General features: G+C 43.5%; 10 protein-coding genes. All 10 read left to right on the forward strand.

From position 1 onward, the window contains the following. The first annotated feature begins 478 nt into the window (after window positions 1-478). The 10 genes from GSF13_RS11385 (at window position 479) to purF (ending at window position 14,644) form a co-directional block, all read left to right on the forward strand. Window positions 479-799: a DUF6419 family natural product biosynthesis protein gene (locus tag GSF13_RS11385; protein WP_010606266.1), complete on the forward strand. Its 321-nt coding sequence runs from the start codon at window positions 479-481 to the stop codon at window positions 797-799. An 83-nt stretch (window positions 800-882) separates the two neighbouring features. Then, window positions 883-2,007, forward strand: a complete 1,125-nt coding sequence (locus GSF13_RS11390) for a 4-phosphoerythronate dehydrogenase (protein ID WP_206471214.1) — start codon at window positions 883-885, stop codon at window positions 2,005-2,007. A 37-nt stretch (window positions 2,008-2,044) separates the two neighbouring features. Next, window positions 2,045-3,061 carry an aspartate-semialdehyde dehydrogenase gene (locus tag GSF13_RS11395; RefSeq protein WP_211868384.1) on the forward strand — a complete coding sequence of 339 codons (1,017 nt, stop codon included), beginning with the start codon at window positions 2,045-2,047 and terminating at the stop codon, window positions 3,059-3,061. Between the two features lie 363 nt (window positions 3,062-3,424). Further along, window positions 3,425-8,644 carry a FimV/HubP family polar landmark protein gene (locus tag GSF13_RS11400; protein WP_249122773.1) on the forward strand — a complete coding sequence of 1,740 codons (5,220 nt, stop codon included), beginning with the start codon at window positions 3,425-3,427 and terminating at the stop codon, window positions 8,642-8,644. A 142-nt stretch (window positions 8,645-8,786) separates the two neighbouring features. Continuing rightward, on the forward strand, window positions 8,787-9,581 hold the full coding sequence (gene truA / locus GSF13_RS11405) for a tRNA pseudouridine(38-40) synthase TruA (protein ID WP_010606270.1): 795 nt from the start codon (window positions 8,787-8,789) through the stop codon (window positions 9,579-9,581). 134 nt (window positions 9,582-9,715) lie between these two features. Continuing rightward, window positions 9,716-10,591 (forward strand): acetyl-CoA carboxylase, carboxyltransferase subunit beta, encoded by an 876-nt coding sequence (gene accD / locus GSF13_RS11410; protein WP_010606271.1) that lies wholly within the window; start codon window positions 9,716-9,718, stop codon window positions 10,589-10,591. A 26-nt stretch (window positions 10,592-10,617) separates the two neighbouring features. After that, window positions 10,618-11,874 carry a bifunctional tetrahydrofolate synthase/dihydrofolate synthase gene (folC, locus tag GSF13_RS11415; RefSeq protein WP_211868386.1) on the forward strand — a complete coding sequence of 419 codons (1,257 nt, stop codon included), beginning with the start codon at window positions 10,618-10,620 and terminating at the stop codon, window positions 11,872-11,874. Between the two features lie 36 nt (window positions 11,875-11,910). After that, window positions 11,911-12,537: an SPOR domain-containing protein gene (locus tag GSF13_RS11420; protein ID WP_211868388.1), complete on the forward strand. Its 627-nt coding sequence runs from the start codon at window positions 11,911-11,913 to the stop codon at window positions 12,535-12,537. Between the two features lie 61 nt (window positions 12,538-12,598). Next, window positions 12,599-13,093 carry a CvpA family protein gene (locus tag GSF13_RS11425; protein ID WP_010369359.1) on the forward strand — a complete coding sequence of 165 codons (495 nt, stop codon included), beginning with the start codon at window positions 12,599-12,601 and terminating at the stop codon, window positions 13,091-13,093. An 18-nt stretch (window positions 13,094-13,111) separates the two neighbouring features. Beyond that, window positions 13,112-14,644: an amidophosphoribosyltransferase gene (gene purF, locus GSF13_RS11430; protein ID WP_211868391.1), complete on the forward strand. Its 1,533-nt coding sequence runs from the start codon at window positions 13,112-13,114 to the stop codon at window positions 14,642-14,644. The last annotated feature ends 38 nt before the right edge of the window (window positions 14,645-14,682 follow it).

Here is a 14,682-nt window from a genome sequence, read left to right on the forward strand (position 1 = left end):
TGATATTTCAAGCGTCTTCATACCCTCTATGCGAATTAGTTGATGCCTTGTTGTGACATATTATTTACGTTTTGTACTGAATCTGAGTGTTAAATGAGTCATGCTTCTCATGTCAGTAATTTAAAAGTTATTGATTACACCCCAGCTATAACCTGAGAGAATTTTCAACGCTATTAATTACTGATCGATATTTAAGTGTAATGAACGTAGTGCAATATGACGAAAATGCACATGAAATTTCTTTCAGAGAAGTTCGTTATCTGTGCATTATAATTGCCAAAACTTCATGTCGGATTTGCATTGAAATACACGCTAATGTTTCTACAATTGGGTTAAGCATAGCCACGAAATGGTGCTTTTAAGAATTGCTAAGGAGTAGCAAATGCAGTCCATTTTCTTGGTAGCTATGTGAGTTAGGATTTATCGCTACGACCTAGTGTAGCGGTTGATATTGCTGTCCATGTTAAGGAGAAACAAGATGCAGCAGAGTATTTTTTATCTAGTCACTATTTTGGCCTTTGCCGCGATGTTGTCGGCCTTTCACCTCTTTCCTGAAGCGGTAATTTTTAATGTTTTTAGCAGTTTGTTTGCCGCATTACTTGGCTACCGAGCTTATACCCGTTGGGCTTTATTATTGTGTTGTATTAACGTGTTGGCCATGACGTTTTGTCCTTTGCTTGATTCAGGTGGCTGGTTAAGTCTCAAGGGGGCGGTTGTTTTTGTATGCTGTGTGATGTTTTTTGCAATAGCGTTTGGTTGCAATAAAGCGGTGACACAAAATAAAAGGTTTTATTATTAGTCGCCTAGCTTGCCATGTTAAACTCGACTCAGGCGATGTGTTATCGCCTGAGTACTCGAGACAATAGGTGACAGGAAACCCGCATGCGAATATTAGCCGATCAAAATATGCCCTTAGTTGAGTCATTCTTCTGCGAAATTGGTGAGGTAACACGGTTTGATGGCCGTAACCTTCAACCTGACGAGCTAAAAAACGTCGATATTCTGTTGACTCGCTCAGTCACTAAGGTCAATGAGGCCCTGTTAGCACAAGCAGATAATCTGAAGTTTGTTGGGACTGCGACAATAGGGATTGATCATATTGATACCTCATTGTTGGCCAGCGCCAATATCTCGTTCAGCAGCGCACCAGGCTGTAATGCGATAGCTGTTGCCGAGTACGTGATAAGCGCTCTACTTGCATACGCACAAGAAACTTCCACGCCACTTCAAGATAAAACGATTGCCATCATTGGTGTTGGTAATATTGGCGCGTGTTTGGCATCAAAGCTTAAAGGGCTTGGTCTTACGATATTATTGTGTGACCCCGTAAGGCAGCAAGCGGGGACATTGGATTCACATGTAGCCTTAGATGAAGCCTTAGCGCGCGCGGATATCGTGACATTTCACGTTCCATTAGTTAAGCAAGGCCCGCATAAAACGGTTCATCTACTTGATGCACCGCGGATAGCGGCATTAAAGCCGGGTACGGTGATAATCAACGCAAGCCGTGGAGATGTTATCGATAATCAAGCGCTTTTGCGCGCTTTAGAGGGTGGGCAAGCGCTCGAGCTGATCTTAGACGTTTGGGAAAATGAGCCGAATATTTTGCAGCCATTATTGCAATATACTCGCTTTGCATCTGTGCATATTGCCGGCCATACGCTAGAGGGTAAGGCGCGAGGCACGCAAATGTTATACGAAGCCGTATGCCGAGAATTCGATTTACCAGCCAGCAAAACGATTAGTGATTTTCTTCCTAAGCCAAGTGTCACTGGCTGCCAATTGCAAAGCACAGCCAACGAGCAGGATATTATCAATTTAGCGCATCTTGTTTATGACATTCGTCGTGATGATGGCATCATGAGAAAACAGCTAAACACATTGGGCTTTGATACCTTGCGTAAAGCATATCCCGTGCGTCGAGAATTTAGTACAATTGCAGTCAATAATGACTCACCAATCAGTGAAAAGCTTTACCAACTTGGCTTTTCTGAGCACAAGAGTTAAGTGCTGTGGTTGGTATATTACAGAATGAGGAAAAATAATGTCGCAAAAATATAATGTTGCGGTACTTGGCGCAACAGGTCTTGTTGGCAAGCAAATTATCGAATTACTAGCAGAACGAAAGTTTCCTGTAGACACATTATACCCACTCGCGAGTAGCCGAAGCGCGGGTGAAGAGATTGACTTTATGGGTGAAAAAATCGAAGTTCTGGATGTTGAAGAGTTTGATTTTTCTAATGCCCATATCGGTTTGTTTTCAGCGGGTGGTTCCGTGTCGGAGAAATATGCACCAATCGCCGCTGACGCTGGCTGCATTGTGATAGATAACACCTCACATTTTAGATACGACTTTGATATTCCATTAGTAGTTCCTGAGGTGAATAAAGACAGTCTTGCCGATTTTAGAAATCGTAATATCATTGCTAACCCAAACTGCTCTACAATCCAAATGCTAGTGGCACTTAAACCAATTTATGATGCCTATGGCATTGACAGAATTAATGTCTCAACTTATCAAGCGGTATCTGGTGCAGGTAAAGAAGCGGTAGATGAGTTGGCTAAGCAAACTGCAAACTTAATGAATGCAAGACCGATGGAAAACGAAGTGTTTAGCAAACAAATCGCTTTTAATGTCATTCCTCAAATTGATGCGTTCCAAGAAAATGGTTACACCAAAGAAGAAATGAAGATGGTGTGGGAAACGCAAAAAATCTTGGGCGACTCAAGTGTTTTGGTTAACCCGACTGCGGTTCGCGTTCCTGTGTTTTTTGGTCATGCTGAAGCCATTCATCTTGAAACGCGCATGCCTTATGATCTTGAACATGTTAAGCAGTTACTTGCTGATGCGCCGGGTGTTGAACTAATTGAAGACGAAAACGACTACCCAACACCGGTAAGTGATGCAAGTGGTAACGATACCGTTTATGTGGGTCGTGTAAGGCAAGATATTTCACATCCACTAGGCTTAAACTTATGGGTGGTATCAGACAACACCAGAAAAGGTGCAGCAACAAATAGCATTCAAATAGCAGAAGCCATTATAGAAAGCTATCTATAGGTACCCTTTGATATCGCAAAGTAAGCAAAGTTTTGCTTACTTCTCTGCACTATGACGGCAAACTTCTGCCAAGAAGTTTGCCGTTAAGTCAAATACTTGACTATTCTTCACCTATATCAGCTATTCCAAAATCAGTAAAAAGCATTATAACCATGTTAACTTTCAATACGTTGCAATGGATATTCCAACATATCTGGTTTATAGTTTGCATTTGGAATAGAGCTTGCTTCAAAGCCATAATAATAAAACGTCGTTTAACGGGTGTTAAACATTTGAGTAAAGGATCGGCATGCGCGGTTTAGCCTTATTTAGTATCTTTGTATTCGCACTGATTGCCACACCAGTATATACCCAAGAGGGGTAGTGCTAAAAGGCCCTAAAGGGGTTGATTATGGGGCTCAAGGTCGGTCAATAGGGCCTATCAGACCCACGGATACATTGTGGCGTATAGCACAAAAAGTGCGACCAGATGACTCGGTCACCATTTATCAGGTGATGAAGGCGCTTTATGATAAAAATCCTAATTCATTTCTAGATAAAAACCTCAACCATATGCAGGATGGGGCGTATTTACGTATTCCTACAATCAATGAAATTCGTAGTGTTAACCCTGAGTTGGCAAAGCAAAAGTCGGATCAAGATGACAAACTTTGGGAAATGAAGCGTAAGGGATTATTGAACCCAAATGCAATAAACGAAGCTGAAAAAAAGGTTACACAAGCTCGCAAAGTCGATGTTGAAGAAGCAAAAAAAGACCTGACTAATCAACTGCGCTCTTTAAAGATGGAACAGGACATGAGGCTGATGGACTTACAAAAAGAGTTCAAGTCCTCGGTGCGTAATGTTGAAGAAATCCTATCCGAAAACAATAAGTTAAAGCAACAGCTCGGCGCTATTTCTACCGAGCTTCAAACGGTTCGTACTCAGCTTGGAAAAGACAGCGAAATCCAACAACAGCTAAAGGCTGTTATCGACTTGCAAAATGAAATGATTGATCAGCAAGCCGCTCAAGCAAAAGCGCAAGAAAGTAGCGAGTTAAGCGCATTTTTTAGCTCGCCAGCTGGCATTGCATTACTTGCTACATTGCCAGCACTACTGGCAATTGCTGGATTCGTTATGTTCCTACGCCGGAGAAAGCAATCTCAGACGTCAACAGATGATGACGATTTTCTTCCGCAAACACCATCCGTGGCTGCAGGCGCTGCGGCGGGAGCTGCAACCGCTGCGACTGCATTTGACCCTGAGCCAGACCCACTTGATATCGGAATGGGCGACGATGAAGATGCACTGGGCGCAAGCGTTCAGTTAGATGACGATATCTTACCTGAAGACGATGAAATTACCTTTGACTCACTTGATGACGACTTCGATGAAGGAAGTGATACGTTAGATCAAGACGAACTGGATAGCTTACTAAACGAAGATATTTCGTTTGGTGATGATCACGACGAAGACTTTATGCAACAGAGCTTCGAGGAGGCTGATGATGAAGTTTCGCTCGATGTTGATGGTAGCAAAGATATTTTAAGTGACAGCGATCTAGATGATTTGTTCAACGAGTCTCAAGACGAAGAAATTGATGTTAGCGATGATGCGCTTGCTGCCCTGAGCGAGGAACTTGCTGATGAGCAAGCGGATGCTGTTGCAAACGACGATGATATCGATTCAATTCTGGACGGGGCGCTAGATGAAGAGCCCGAATTTAGCGGTAACTTTGATAGTGAGAGTTTAGTCGATGCTGATGATATCGATGCACTACTTGATGCTTCTCAAGATGCTGACGATGATGCACTGCCTGATTTTGAGGAACCAAGTAGTGAGCTTGCGGGTGATGATATTGATGCTCTATTAAATGAAGTTCAAGACGATGCGTTAGCTGAAATTAACGAAGAGCCAGATACGCTTGATGGTGATGATATCGATGCTTTATTGGATGAAGCACAGGAAGATACGTTGCCAGAATTAGAAGAAGAGTCAGATGCTCTCGCTGGTGATGATATCGATGCTTTATTGGATGAAGCACAGGAAGATACGTTGCCAGAATTAGAAGAAGAGTCAGATGCTCTCGCTGGTGATGATATCGATGCTTTATTGGATGAAGCGCAAGAAGATACGTTGCCGGAATTAGAAGAAGAGTCTGACGATCTAGCTGGTGATGATATTGATGCTTTATTGGATGAAGCGCAAGAAGATACGTTGCCGGAATTAGAAGAAGAGTCCGATGATCTCGCTGGTGATGATATCGATGCTTTATTGGATGAAGCACAGGAAGATACGTTGCCAGAATTAGAAGAAGAGTCAGATGCTCTCGCTGGTGATGATATTGATGCTTTATTGGATGAAGCACAGGAAGATACGTTGCCGGAATTAGAAGAAGAGTCCGATGATCTAGCTGGTGATGATATCGATGCTTTATTAGATGAAGCGCAAGAAGATACGTTGCCGGAATTAGAAGAAGAGCCTAGTGATCTCGCTGGTGATGATATCGATGCTTTATTGGATGAATCGCAAGAAGATACGTTGCCGGAATTAGAAGAAGAGTCTGATGAGCTCGCTGGTGATGATATCGATGCTTTATTGGATGAAGCGCAAGAAGATACATTGCCGGAATTAGAAGAAGAGTCCGACGATCTCGCTGGTGATGATATCGATGCTTTATTAGATGAAGCACAGGAAGATACAGTATCTGAGCTGGAAGCAGAATCTGATGAACTGACCGGTGACGATCTCGATGCATTAGTTGACGAAACACCAGAAGATGTTTTGCCAGAGCTGGAAGAAGAATCTGACAAACTGGCCGACGACGAACTCGATGCATTAGTTGACGAAACATCAGAAGATGTTTTGCAAGAGCTGAAAGAAGAATCTGATGAACTGGTCGATGACGATCTCGATACATTAGTTGACGAAACTCCAGAAGATGTTTTGTCAGAGCTGGAAGAAAAATCTGATGAACTGACCGAGGATGGACTCGATGCATTAGTTGACGAGACACCAGAAGATGTTTTGTCAGAGCTGGAAGAAAAATCTGATGAACTGGCCGAGGACGAACTCGATGCATTAGTTGACGAAACACCAGAAGATGTTTTGCCAGAGCTGGAAGAAGAATCTGATGAACTGGCCGAGGACGATCTCGATGCATTAGTTGATGAAACACCAGAAGATGTTTTGCCAGAGCTGGAAGAAGAATCTGATGAACTGGCCGATGACGATCTCGATGCATTACTAGACGAAGCACCAGAAGATGTTTTGTCAGAGCTTGAAGAGGATGTTGGTGAGCCTGTAGATGACGAGCTCGACGCATTAGTTGACGAAACGGCAGAAGAAGCTTTGCCGGAGCTTGAAGAGGAAGTTGGTGAGCCAGCAGATAACGAGCTTGATGGTTTATTAGATGAAGCACCAGAAGATGCTTTACCAAAGCTGGAAGAGGTATCTGACGAGCGTGAACTAGGATCTGAACAGCTTTTAGCAGAGTCTGAGCAAACGGAGTCAGGACACTTGTCTGGTATGTTGGATGAAGAGGATGCTATTCCGGAATCATCTGAAGAACTGATGGAAGATACATTGCAGTCCGATCTAGCCAATGAAGCAGATTTTAGTGATGAGAATGTTCAAGCTGACGAAGACAGTGAATTTGAAGATCCTGACTTAAAAAGTGTTGATGAGCTATTACAGGAGCTTCAAGCCGAAGAACAGTTTGAGTTGGATGCTGAACTTGAAGACGATTTTTCGGATGAAGAAGTTGAAATTGAGCTGGGAGATGATCCACTTAATGACGAAGTGGATTTACTGGCAGAAGAAGAGTTTCTTGACGAAGAAGATCTGCAACCAAGCGCAGAGCTAGAGAGTTACCCTGAGCTGGAACTTGGCGAAGAACTTGAAACTACTGACTCGCAAAGCGAAACCGAAAAAGCATTATCAGAAGCATTATCCAATGACGCTCAATTTGATATAGAGGACGGGCTTGATGACGATCTTCTCGACGATGAAATCTCTGGCTTTGATGAAGATGATTTGCCTGAATTTAGTGCGGATTTCGACGAAGATACCTTGCTTGAAAACGAACCTGAAGCACCAGTCGAAGCTGCAGAAAGTGATACGCTTGAGTCTGAACCTGAACTGGAAGTTGAAGACGAGCTGCCGGAGTTAAACGCAGATTTTGACGAAGAAACCTTGCTTGAAGATGAGCCTGAAGCACCAGTCGAAGCAGCAGAAATTAATACGCTTGAGTCTGAACCTGAACTGGAAGTTGAAGACGAGCTGCCGGAGTTAACTGCAGATTTTGACCAAGAAACCTTGCTTGAAGACGAACCTGAAGCACCAGTCGAAGCAGCAGAAAGTGATACGCTTGAGTCTGAACCTGAACTTGAAATCGAAGATGATCTGCCAGAGTTAAACGCAGATTTTGACGAAGAGACCTTGCTTGAAGACGAACCTGAAGCACCGGTCGAAGCAGCAGAAAGTGATACGCTTGAGTCTGAACCTGAACTGGAAGTTGAAGATGAACTGCCAGAGTTAAACGCAGATTTTGACGAAGAGACCTTGCTTGAAGACGAACCTGAAGCACCGGTCGAAGCTGCAGAAAATGATGAGCTTGAGTCTGAACCTGAACTGGAAATCGAAGACGAGCTGCCGGAGTTAAACGCAGATTTTGATGAAGAGGCTTTGCTTGAAAACGAACCTGAAGCACCAGTCGAAGAAGCAGAAAGTGATACGCTTGAGTCTGAATCTGAGTTTGAAATCGAAGACGAGCTGCCAGAATTAAACGCAGATTTTGATGAAGAGGCTTTGCTTGAAAACGAACCTGAAGCACCAGTCGAAGCAGCAGAAAGTGATACGCTTGAGTCTGAACCTGAACTTGAAATCGAAGACGTGCTGCCAGAGTTAAACGCAGATTTTGACGAAGAGACCTTGCTTGAAGACGAACCTGAAGCACCGGTCGAAGCTGCAGAAAATGACGAGCTTGAGTCTGAACCTGAGCTTGAAATCGAAGACGTGCTGCCAGAATTAAACGATGAAGATGACTTGGAAACTCTACTTTCTGAGCCACAAACTGAATCTGAATTACCAGAGGTCAATGAAGCCGAGATTGAAAAAGAATTTATGGCTGACTTTACCCAAGCAGACTTCGATGCTCTACTCAGCGAACTGGACGATCCCAGTGACTTTGACGCCGGAAATGCAGAAGATTTTGAAGTAGATTTCGATAGCTTGTTACAAGACGAATTGGTCGCAGGGGAAGCCCAAGCGCTACCAACGGACGCCGAAGGTACAGAAGACTACTTAGAAATTGAAGACCTACTTGAACAAAGCGACGATCTTGATAGCGATGTTGAACCTTACGTCGGTGCAAATATGGATGTTGGGCTTGGCGATTTTGAAGAACTATTAGCGGGTGAAAATACCACGGATGTTGATTTAGAGGATGAAGGGTTTGCCGCTAAACTAGATTTAGCGAAAGCTTATATCGAAATTCAAGATTATGATTCGGCGATATCAACGCTCAACGATGTTATTGAGAATGGTCCGGATTCTGTGCAAGCTGAGGCAAAGTCGCTTAAATCCAGTCTTACAGAGTCTTAATACTCACATCAACGATACCGACCACACAAAGTAATTGCCTTGTTTGGCCGGTATCATCATCTACTTCTTAGCTTAAGCGCTTTAATTCACATCGCCAATGGCATAAAATGTCGTTTTTGTTATGGGTTGCGATAGAAAAAGTATGCGAGTAGCGTTAGGCATTGAATATAATGGTGCAAATTATAGTGGTTGGCAGAGGCAAAATCATGTCAGCAGTGTCCAAGAAGAAATAGAAAAAGCGCTATCGAATATCTGTAATCATCCCGTTGAGATAACTTGCGCGGGGCGCACTGATGCAGGGGTTCATGCAACGGGTCAACTCGTGCATTTTGACACGGATTCAGCTCGCGATATGAGCGCTTTTACATTAGGAATGAACTCTCAGCTTCCCGACGACATTGCGGTACGATTTGCTAAAGAAGTCGACCCTGAGTTCCATGCTCGTTTTTCTGCGACAGCTCGTCGATACCGCTACGTTATTTATAATCACACCTACAGGCCGGGTATTTTACGCAGTGGCGTAACGCATTTTCACCACGAGCTTGATGTTGAAAGAATGAAAGTTGCATGCCCTGTGATGATAGGGGAGCAAGATTTCACTTCTTTCAGGGCGGTACATTGTCAGTCTAATACGCCGTTTCGTAATATCCATCACTTAGAGGTGAAACGCATTGGCAAATATATTGTCATTGATATTAAAGCAAATGCGTTTTTGCATCATATGGTGCGCAATATTACAGGTTGTTTACTTGATATTGGTGTTGGCAAGCAAGAGCCTGAGTGGATGGCGGAGCTGCTTGTTGCAAAAGATCGCACGTTAGCAAGTGCTACGGCAAAACCTAACGGATTGTATTTAGTTGATGTGGACTATCCTGAACAATGGCAAATAGAAAAGATGCCGCTTGGGCCTTTATTCTTGCCTGAGGAATTAGTGTAACGGTCATATTTATGTAGTACCTTGTACTCTTAAGACCAGTTTTTTATATCACCTATAGCTAAATCATGATTTAATTGGGAAAAGATGTCTGTCTTTACTGACGGAACAGAATAAAGCACGATAGAGAGTTGCAAATGAGTTGGTTAGAAAAGATCTTACCTAAAACCACTAAATCTTCTGGTAAAAAAGAGATCCCAGAAGGGGTTTGGGCAAAGTGTACAGATTGTGATTCAATCCTATACAAAGCGGAATTAGAAAAGTCGTTAAACGTATGTCCTAAGTGTGATCATCACATGCGCATTACGGCACGTAAGCGCCTTGAAAGTTTTTTAGATGATGCAGATCGTCAAGAGCTTGGCACAGAGCATGAGCCACAAGACGTATTAAAGTTTAAAGACTCTAAAAAATATTCAGATCGTATCGTTCAAGCGCAAAAGGTAAGTGGTGAAAAAGACGCTTTAGTTGCAATGAAAGGCCGCGTAAAGGGTATTCCTGTTGCTGCTGTTGCTTTTGAGTTTTCCTTTATGGGTGGTTCAATGGCGTCGGTTGTTGGTGCGAGATTTGTTGATGCAGTTAACGTTTGTTTAGAACATAACATGCCGTTAATCTGTTTCTCTGCATCTGGTGGTGCACGTATGCAAGAAGCACTTATGTCATTGATGCAAATGGCAAAAACAAGTGCTGCATTGGCAAAAATGAGTGATAAAGGCTTGCCATTTATCTCTGTATTAACCGATCCAACTATGGGTGGTGTTTCTGCATCATTGGCAATGCTTGGTGATATCAATGTGGCAGAGCCAAAAGCACTTATCGGTTTTGCGGGTCCACGTGTTATCGAACAAACTGTACGTGAAACTCTACCTGATGGTTTCCAGCGCAGTGAGTTCTTATTAGAGCACGGTGCGATTGACATGATCGTCGACCGTCGTGAAATGCGCGATACGTTAGCGCGTATTTTGGCGAAGTTTATGGACTTGCCTTCCACTGAACAAGAGCATAGAGTAGCGTAAATTTTTCAAATTGAGCTACTCAACTTATGACGGTTAAACAGCCTAGCCAATCATCAAGCCTTGATGATTGGCTTTGTTATTTAGAAGCAATTCATCCAGCCACCATTGAAATGGGACTTGAGCGTGTAGCGCAAGTTGCCGAGCAAGCCGGATTACTTGAGCCTTTCAGTAAAATTATTCTAATTGGTGGAACCAATGGTAAAGGCACAACGGCCAGGTGCTTGGAGTCGTTGTTGCTCGCACAAGGGTTTTCGGTTGGCACCTACGCTTCACCACATTTAGTGCGCTACAACGAGCGTGTCCGAGTGAATGGGGCAGAGCTTGAAGATCAGTATCATATCGATGCATTTAAATTCCTCGATGACACCCGCAAAAACACTCAGCTGACCTATTTTGAGTTTGGTACGCTTGGCGCGTTAAGTATTTTCAAGCGCTGTAAGGTTGATTATATTTTGCTTGAAGTTGGTTTAGGCGGGCGGTTTGATGCGACGAATATAGTCTCGCCATTTGCCTCTGTTATCACGACTGTTGACTTAGATCATAAAGAGTATCTGGGTGATACCCGAGAGCTGGTAGGCTATGACAAAGCTGGCATTTTCCGCAGTGGTAAGCCTGCAATCGTTGGCGATTTAAATATTCCACATACGGTTACAGACTATGGCGACGAAATTGCGGCAGATATGGTGTTATCAAAGCGCGATTTTTATTTTACCCCGCTAGATTCTCAGTTTAGATGGCAATATCTTGATTTTGATTGGCACTTCGACAAACCAGCCATTCCAGCACAAAATGCTGCGACAGCGTTAACGGTATTAGCTAAACTTGAGTTGCTACCTAGCTATGATGCAGTGAAGACTTGTTTGGCAAATTTGCAAGTGGAAGGTCGCTTTCAGCGACTCAATACCACGCCGCTAGTCTATACAGATGTTGCTCATAATCCAGAGTCTGCAAGATATTTGGCAACTAAGTTACAAGAACTAAAGCAAAAAGGGTTTAAAATTCATGCCTTAGTCGCTATGCTTGCGGATAAAGACAAAGCCAGTGTGCTGAAAGAAGTCACCCAATATGTAGATAGCTGGAGTTTAGCTTCACTTTCAGGGCCTCGTGGAGAGCGTGCGGAAAACCTTAAACCTTTGCTTGACCCAAGTTGCAATGTCACCGTATTCGATAGCGTTACAGCAGCACTTGATACTCAGCTCGATACCCTTACGAGCGATCAGGCATTGGTGGTATTTGGCTCGTTCTTTACCGTTGCTGAGGCAATGGAATACTGGCGAAAATAACCAAAGAAGATTTAACGTTTAGTAGAGAGTAAAGTTGTGAACTCAGTATTTATAAATCGCCTTGTTGGAACGAGTATCGTCGTGGTTGCTGCGGTGATCTTTATTCCAAATATCCTTGATGGTGAAAAGGTCCACTACAAGGAAGGATTTCAAGCGATCCCTGAAAGACCTGAGTTCAAAACCATTGATCTCCAAGAAAAAGTGGATGCGCAAGCCAAGCTTGCGCCTGAGTTGCCCTCTGATCCGTTGGAAGATATTCACGCCGATGATGCAAAACTAGAAGGCACGGAAGAGACAACGCTAGCCAATACGCCGCAATCAGATACGTCACCTACACACGTTGAGGCGAAACCCGTCGCAACGACCGACAAAGTTGAGGTGGCGAAATTAACGCGTCCAGAGAGTGCTAACTTTTCAAAAATGGCCTATGTCATTCAGCTTGGTAGCTTTTCGCATAAGTCGAACGTCGATGCACTGACGAAGAAGCTTGCTGACAATGGCTTTAAAACCTTTACAAAACCCGTTAAAACCCCTAATGGTACACTGACAAAAGTGTTTGTCGGACCAGACTTAAATAAAGCTGAACTTGAAGCTAAGTTACCAGAACTAAAGAAATTAACTAAGTTAAATGGCCGTTTGACACAATTTGAAGTGACAAAATGATCTGGCATTTAGATGCCAAACCTTTTAGAATGCGCCCCACATTAACGACTTATTGGTTACTATGATCTGGGTTGATTACGCCATTCTTGGTATTGTTGGTTTATCGACTATCTTTGGCTTGCTTCGAGGCTTTGTCAAAGAAGCGATGTCACTTGTCGTATGGATCGGCGCTTTTTTCATCTCTAGTATTTTTTACCAATATCTCGCAACCTTCCTAACATTCATTTCAGAACCCCTTTTAAGAAATGCAGCCGCAATAGCCATACTCTTTTTTGCGACCTTGATGTTAGGCGGGCTTGTTAATTATGTCTTGAGTGAACTGGTTCAAAGAACTGGGCTCTCAGGCACCGATAGGATCTTTGGGATTGTATTCGGTGGACTTCGAGGTGTGTTGGTCGTTAGCGCCTTACTCTTTTTCCTTGATGCGTTTACCAGTGCGCCAGACACGCAGTGGTGGAAAACATCAAACTTAATTCCTGAATTTGGCTTTGTGATAGAGTGGTTTTTCTCCTATCTTGAACATAACTCGAGCTTTTTAGATTCAGTAAACCGTTAATCGGCGAGGAAATTTTTAATGTGTGGTATCGTTGGGATAGTCGGAACATCTCCTGTTAATCAGGCGATTTATGACGGCTTAACTGTTTTGCAACACCGCGGCCAAGATGCGGCTGGCATTATTACCATTGACAACAATACGTTTAGCTTACGAAAAGCAAACGGTCTAGTGAAAGACGTATTTCATACAAGACATATGAAACGCCTACAGGGCAACATTGGTCTTGGTCATGTACGTTATCCTACTGCTGGCTCTTCAAGCTCAGCAGAAGCTCAACCTTTCTACGTAAACTCTCCATTTGGTATTGCCCTTGCACACAACGGCAACTTAACCAATGCAGAAAAATTAAAAGAGCGTTTGTTTACTCAAGCGCGTCGCCACGTTAATACTACGTCTGATTCAGAGATCCTGCTGAACATCTTAGCTCACGAGCTTGGCAAAACAGACAAGATGAAATTAGACGCGGAAGACATGTTTACGGCAGTAACTGAGGTTGTGTCTATTGTTTCTGGTGGTTACGCGAGTATCGCGATGATCATCGGCCATGGTATTTTGGCATTTAGAGACCCTCATGGTATTCGTCCGCTTGTGTTCGGTAAGAAAGAAACTGAGCGTGGCATGGAATACATGTTCGCTTCAGAGAGTGTTGCATTGGCAACGGATGGCTTTGAGTTTGTGCGAGATGTTGCACCTGGTGAAGCTATTTACGTAACCGAAAAAGGTGAGTTTTTCTCTCAGATCTGCGCTGCTAAAACGACGCTTGCACCTTGTATCTTCGAGTTTGTATATTTTGCTCGCCCAGATTCAAACATAGATAAAATGTCTGTTTATGCGACTCGCGTGAATATGGGTACCAAGCTCGGTGAGAAAATCGCGACAGAGTGGGGCGACAAAGATATCGACGTGGTTATCCCAATCCCTGAAACATCATGTGATATCGCACTTGAAATTGCTTCCGTGCTAGGGCTTCCTTATCGCCAAGGGTTTGTTAAGAACCGCTACATTGGCCGTACTTTCATTATGCCTGGCCAAGAGCTGCGTAAGAAGTCTGTACGTCGTAAACTTAACGCGATTGACAGAGAATTCGCTGGTAAGAACGTGCTACTTGTCGACGATTCGATTGTGCGAGGCACAACATCAGCGCAAATCGTTGAAATGGCGCGTGAAGCGGGTGCGAAGAACGTGTACTTTGCATCAGCAGCACCAGAGGTAAGATTCCCGAACGTATATGGCATCGATATGCCTTCTGCATCAGAGCTAATCGCTCATGGTCGTGAAGTGGAAGATATCAATGCGAGTATTGGCTCGGACGGTTTGATCTACCAATCTCTAGGCGATTTGATTGCAGCCGTTGGTCAAGAAAATCCAGAGATTGTTCGCTTTGAGACTTCGGTATTTGATGGTCAATACATCACAGGTGACGTTGACCAGAACTACCTCAACCATATTGATGAGCTACGCAACGATTCGGCAAAGTCTAATCGTGAAGCCGCGATGTCTGCAAGCCTTGAGCTACACAATCAAGAAGCGGAAAGCGCCGAAAGCGACTAAACTAGTTGATGATGTGAATAAGCATTATGATAAAAAAC

The organism is Pseudoalteromonas sp. M8, assembly GCF_018141365.1.
Taxonomy (GTDB): domain Bacteria; phylum Pseudomonadota; class Gammaproteobacteria; order Enterobacterales; family Alteromonadaceae; genus Pseudoalteromonas.

Coding starts and splice junctions, on each gene's coding strand:
- GSF13_RS11385 (WP_010606266.1), top strand. CDS start 479: ATGCAGCAGAGTATTTTTTATCTAGTCACTATTTTGGCCTTTGCCGCG.
- GSF13_RS11390 (WP_206471214.1), top strand. CDS start 883: ATGCGAATATTAGCCGATCAAAATATGCCCTTAGTTGAGTCATTCTTC.
- GSF13_RS11395 (WP_211868384.1), top strand. CDS start 2,045: ATGTCGCAAAAATATAATGTTGCGGTACTTGGCGCAACAGGTCTTGTT.
- truA (WP_010606270.1), top strand. CDS start 8,787: ATGCGAGTAGCGTTAGGCATTGAATATAATGGTGCAAATTATAGTGGT.
- accD (WP_010606271.1), top strand. CDS start 9,716: ATGAGTTGGTTAGAAAAGATCTTACCTAAAACCACTAAATCTTCTGGT.
- folC (WP_211868386.1), top strand. CDS start 10,618: ATGACGGTTAAACAGCCTAGCCAATCATCAAGCCTTGATGATTGGCTT.
- GSF13_RS11425 (WP_010369359.1), top strand. CDS start 12,599: ATGATCTGGGTTGATTACGCCATTCTTGGTATTGTTGGTTTATCGACT.
- purF (WP_211868391.1), top strand. CDS start 13,112: ATGTGTGGTATCGTTGGGATAGTCGGAACATCTCCTGTTAATCAGGCG.